This is a genomic window from Rhodoferax sp., assembly GCF_014859475.1.
Taxonomy (GTDB): Bacteria; Pseudomonadota; Gammaproteobacteria; order Burkholderiales; family Burkholderiaceae_C; genus Rhodoferax.
In genome coordinates this window covers 1-4981 of record NZ_JACUUE010000185.1, presented here as the reverse complement: position 1 = coordinate 4981, position 4981 = coordinate 1, and the positions used below count along the sequence as shown (strand labels likewise).

At 62.2% G+C, this 4981-nt stretch carries 6 protein-coding genes; 5 read left to right on the top strand and 1 reads right to left on the bottom strand.

Features of this window, described 5'->3' with window-relative positions:
• The first annotated feature begins 79 nt into the window (after window positions 1-79).
• Window positions 80-1423: an NADP-specific glutamate dehydrogenase gene (gdhA, locus tag IBX54_RS12515; protein ID WP_296542987.1), complete on the top strand. Its 1344-nt coding sequence runs from the start codon at window positions 80-82 to the stop codon at window positions 1421-1423.
• Between the two features lie 212 nt (window positions 1424-1635).
• Here gdhA and IBX54_RS12510 read toward each other — a convergent pair whose 3' ends face one another.
• Window positions 1636-1887, bottom strand: a complete 252-nt coding sequence (locus tag IBX54_RS12510; protein WP_296542986.1) for a hypothetical protein — start codon at window positions 1885-1887, stop codon at window positions 1636-1638.
• A gap of 204 nt (window positions 1888-2091) precedes the next feature.
• Here IBX54_RS12510 and IBX54_RS12505 point away from each other — a divergent pair, with 204 nt between their 5' ends.
• Genes IBX54_RS12505 through IBX54_RS12490 form a run of 4 tightly spaced genes read left to right on the top strand, consistent with a single transcriptional unit; the run spans window position 2092 to window position 4971 of the window.
• Window positions 2092-2664 carry a glycine zipper 2TM domain-containing protein gene (locus IBX54_RS12505; RefSeq protein ID WP_296542985.1) on the top strand — a complete coding sequence of 191 codons (573 nt, stop codon included), beginning with the start codon at window positions 2092-2094 and terminating at the stop codon, window positions 2662-2664.
• 60 nt (window positions 2665-2724) lie between these two features.
• Window positions 2725-2961: a PepSY domain-containing protein gene (locus IBX54_RS12500; protein WP_296542984.1), complete on the top strand. Its 237-nt coding sequence runs from the start codon at window positions 2725-2727 to the stop codon at window positions 2959-2961.
• 4 nt (window positions 2962-2965) lie between these two features.
• Complete coding sequence (locus IBX54_RS12495) at window positions 2966-3637, top strand: response regulator transcription factor (RefSeq protein WP_296542983.1); 672 nt, start codon at window positions 2966-2968, stop codon at window positions 3635-3637.
• The gene (locus IBX54_RS12490) at window positions 3634-4971 is read left to right on the top strand and encodes an ATP-binding protein (protein ID WP_296542982.1); all 1338 of its coding nucleotides are present in this window, start codon (window positions 3634-3636) and stop codon (window positions 4969-4971) included. The genes IBX54_RS12495 and IBX54_RS12490 overlap by 4 nt, the downstream gene beginning before the upstream one ends.
• Window positions 4972-4981: the final 10 nt, after the last annotated feature.

Genomic DNA, 4981 nt, shown 5'->3' with positions numbered 1-4981 from the left:
CTTTTGCACCGTTATAGCAATTTCTTATTGTGAAATACGCTTTTTGCATAATGTGATGTACTTTTATGGAGCGTTACTTATGAAATATTCTTCTGTTCAGAATTTTTTGGAACATGTGGCCCAGCGTAATCCGGGGCAACCTGAGTTCTTGCAGGCCGTCACCGAGGTGATGGAAAGCCTGTGGCCTTTTATTGCTGCGCACCCCAAATACGCAGAGCAAGGCTTGCTGGATCGCCTGGTCGAGCCCGAGCGCGTGATCATGTTCCGCGTCTGCTGGACCGATGACCACGGCAGCGTGCAGGTCAACAAGGGCTACCGCATCCAGCACAGCATGTCCATTGGCCCGTACAAGGGCGGGCTGCGTTTTCACCCGTCGGTGAACCTGTCGATTCTGAAGTTTCTGGCTTTCGAGCAGACTTTCAAGAATGCCCTCACCACGCTGCCCATGGGTGGCGCCAAAGGCGGCTCCGACTTTGACCCCAAGGGCAAGAGCCCGGCTGAGGTGATGCGGTTCTGCCAGGCCTTTGCCAGCGAACTGTTCCGCCACGTTGGTGCCGACACCGATGTGCCCGCAGGCGACATTGGTGTCGGCGGGCGCGAAGTGGGCTTCATTGCCGGCATGTACAAAAAACTCAGCAACCGTGCGGATTGCGTGTTTACCGGCAAAGGCATGTCGTTTGGCGGCTCGCTGATTCGCCCCGAGGCCACCGGCTACGGCGCGGTCTATTTTGCCGAAGAAATGCTCAAGCAACGCGGCCTGAGTTTTGACGGCATGCGCGTGAGCGTGTCGGGTTCGGGCAACGTGGCGCAGTACGCCGTTGAAAAAGCCATGGCGCTCGGTGCCAAGGTGGTCACGGTGTCGGATTCGAGCGGCACGGTGATCGACGAGGCCGGCTTTACCCCCGCCAAACTGGCGGAGTTGATGGAGGTGAAAAATCACCTCTACGGTCGCGTCAGCGATTACGCCAAGCGCACCAACACCCGGTTTGAGGCCGGTGTGCGTCCGTGGGCCGTGCCGGTTGACGTGGCGCTGCCGTGTGCCACGCAAAACGAACTCGACGGCGCGGATGCTGCCACGCTGGTGAAGAACGGTGTCAAGTGCGTGGCCGAGGGTGCCAACATGCCTTCCACGCTGGAAGCCGTCAAGGTGTTTGAAGCAGCCAAGGTGTTGTACGCACCGGGCAAGGCCAGCAACGCCGGCGGCGTGGCCACCTCGGGCCTGGAGATGAGTCAGAACGCCCTGCGTCTGAACTGGACGCGCGACGAAGTGGACGAGCGTCTGCACGGCATCATGCGCGACATCCACACCGCCTGCCTGCAATACGGCAAGCGCGCCGACGGTTCGTTGAGCTACGTGGATGGTGCCAACCTGGCAGGCTTCGTCAAGGTGGCTGATGCCATGATGGCGCAAGGCGTGATCTGAACACCTGCGCCACGATGGCGTAGTTATGGCCTGTCGCCCATGGTCGTGATAAGCGACTCTCTGTTCCAGGGTGAGCAGAAGCGGGTGGTCATGCGCAACGACGCCGCTGTCGACGCGCCCGGGGTCGTTGTGCGGTCACTGCGCCGCGCCGCCGGCGCGCAGGAGCGCCAGCACGGTGGCTCCTGAGAAGGTACTCCGGGTGCAAATGTGTTTCATGGGTAGCGTTCACGCATGCTGCGCGAATTCAGCAGCAAGCCGGCCAGCAGGGTGAGCAGGGCAACGCTGCCCAGAATCACGGCGGCAGTGCCCCAGGGCCGCCCGATCTGTTGCCGCATCTGGACCAGCAGCACGATGGCCAGCAGCCAATTCAAGGTGGCGCCATAGGCGGCCAGTTGCAGCAGCATCAGGCTCCAGCGCCGCTTGTACAAAAACAGCAGCGGTGCGGCCAGGCTGAGGGCCACCATGCTGTAGCTTCCCGCCCTCAAAAAATGAGCTGCCGTAAGCGCCGCAGCAATTAGAAAAAGAACAATTCGCAAGGTCATCAAAGTCATCCGGAAATCAGGCAATGGCTTGCATTTTTGCATTTTTTCAGCTATTTGGATGCTGTTCAGCCTGGGTTCATGCAGGCGCGTGCAAACTGCAGGCCATACCAATCCACGGAGCTTTCCATGAAACGTCTTACACATCTCGGTATTGCCAGTTTGTTCGCCACCGCCTTGTTCGGTGCCCAGGCCGCCACCTTCACCGACAACGCGCGGGTGCGCAGCGCCGAGCCGCAATATGAAAGCATCAACGTGCCGCGCAACGAATGCAGCAGCCACTGGGTCGATGAAGGCGACGCACGCGTCACCACCGCGCCTCAAAATTCCCAGTCTCGCCAATATGGCGGCGCCATTGTGGGTGGCCTTGCCGGTGGCGTTCTGGGACATCAGGTGGGCGGCGGCAGAGGCAAAGACGCAGCCACCGTCGTGGGTGCGGTGTTGGGTGCCATTGCCGGCGATCACCTTGAAAACCGCAATGCACCGGCCCGCCCCGACGATGGTCAATATGCCAACAACGGGCGCTATCAGCCGACACAACGGGAAGTCCAGCGCTGCCGCACGGTGTATGACGTGCAAAGCCGCATCACCGGCTACCGCGTGACCTATGACTACCGTGGCCAGCAGTACACCACGTTCATGCGCAGCAACCCGGGCGACCGCTTGCCGGTGCGGGTCAGCGTGGAGCCGATTGAACAATAATCAGCCAGCTTTTGGCAGTAGTACCATTGCCAGCATTGCCGCCCAAAACCACCTTACGCCATGAAACTTTTGACCACCGTGATCACTGCCCTGATGCTGACGCTGTCGCTGCCGGCCTGGGCTGATATCAGCCGCGACGACGCCGCCGCCATGGTGCAGAAAGCCACCGGCGGGCGCGTGCTGGCGGTGGAGCAGGCCGAGCAGGACGGCCGCCCGGTCTGGCGCGTCAAGGTGCTCACGCCGCAGGGGGAAGTGGTTGTGGTGCTGATCGACGCCGCCAGCGGACGCAGGCTTTAGCTGTATGCGACTGCTGCTGGTTGAAGACGATGCGGTGTTGCGGCTCAGCCTGAAGCGCAAGCTCGAAGCCGAGGGTTACCGTGTTGACTTGGCCGCCGACGGCGCCGATGGCCTGTTTCAGGCGCGCGAGTACCCGCTGGACCTGGCCATTGTCGATTTGGGACTGCCCAAGTTGAACGGCCTGACGCTGGTGCAGACCCTGCGCGCCGAGGGCCGCACCCTGCCGATCCTGATTCTGACCGCGCGCGGCAGCTGGCAGGACAAGGTGCTGGGGCTGGAGGCGGGCGCCGACGACTATCTGGTCAAACCGTTTGAATACCCCGAGCTGGCGGCGCGCGTCAAGGCGCTGTTGCGGCGCGCACTCAAGGCGACCTCGGAGGTGCTCACGCTGGGGGCCCTGAGCATCGACTTTTCTGCCCAGAGCGCCCGGCTTCATGGTGCGGCGCTTGACTTGACCATGTTCGAATACCGGATGCTGGAATATTTGGTGCGCGAGCGCGCCAGGGTGGTGAGCAAGCAGGAACTGTCTGACTACCTGTACCCGCACGACGAAGACCGTGACAGCAATGTGCTGGAGGTGCTGATTGGCCGTTTACGGCGCAAACTCGATCCGGATGGCCTGCTGGCGCCCATTGAAACGCTGCGCGGTCGCGGCTACCGTTTCGCGTTGCAGTGAAGCCACCACTGTCCATTCGTGCGCGCCTGGTCTGGGCCGCTTTTGCCGTGTTGCTGGTTTTTTTGGCCGGCGCCGGTTGGGCTGTGCAACAGGCTTTTGCCGAAAGCCTGCGCAGTCAGCGCTTTGCCCGCCTGCAAACCACCATTTACCTGCTGATCGCCGGCGCCGAGCTCAACGCTCGGGGCACGCTGGTCATGCCCGCCACGCTGGCCGAACCCCGGCTGTCCTTGCCCGACTCGGGGTTGTACGCCAACATTGCCAATCCGGAAAAAAATGAAGAATGGCAGTCGTCGTCCACGCTCGGCCTCGACCCGCCTTTTGTGCGCCAGCTGGCACCCGGCGAGTGGCACTTTGAAGTCGTCGGCGCAGAAAAAACAGGCCGGGTGTTTCTGGCTGCCAGCTATGCGGTCACGTGGTCGGTGAACGACCGGGCGGCCCCGCTGGTTTTTTCGGTGCTCGAAGACATGGCCGCGTTCGACGATGAGCTGCAAGCCTTCGAGCGCACGCTGTGGCGCTGGCTGGGTGGTGCTGGCCTGCTGTTGCTGCTCGCGCAAACTGTTCTGCTGCGCTGGGGGTTGGCGCCGCTGGGCCGCGTGGCGCGGGAAATCCAGCGCATCGAAAGCGGCGAACAGGCCAGGGTGGAAGGCAGTTATCCGAGCGAGCTCGCCGGGCTCACGCACAACCTCAATGGTTTGATGGATCAGGAGCGGGCCCGGCAAACGCGCTACAAAGACGCGCTGGACGACCTGGCGCACAGCCTCAAAACGCCGCTGGCGGCGTTGCGCGCTTCACTCGATGCACCCGGTGAATTGCCCGCCATGGTGGCGCAGCAAGTGGCGCGCATGGACGACATTGTGGTGCACCAATTGGGCCGGGCCGGGGCCAGCGGCGCTGCGCGTTTTGCGCCGCAGCTGGCGCTCTCGCCCATCCTGGAGCGCATACGCGGCACGCTGGCCAAGGTCTATGTTGAGAAAAACCTGGACTTTGCGCTGGACTGTCCGCCAGAGTTGAGCTGGCGCATTGACGAAGGCGACGCCTTCGAGATGCTGGGCAATCTGCTCGACAACGCGGCCAAGTGGGCACGGCACAGGGTGTTGGTACAAATTCGGCTGGACGGCAAGCGTTTGCACATTCGTGTCTGTGACGACGGCCCGGGCTTTGCCGACCCGCAGGCGGTATTGGCCAGGCGCGTGCGGCTCGACGAGCAGGTGCCCGGTCATGGCATCGGCCTGGCCGTGGTCAAAGACCTGGTGGCCAGCCACCAAGGCGAGCTGACGATTACACGCGCTGATCTGGGCGGCGCGCAAATCGACATTGTTTTGCAAGCGGCGTAAGCCAAATCTT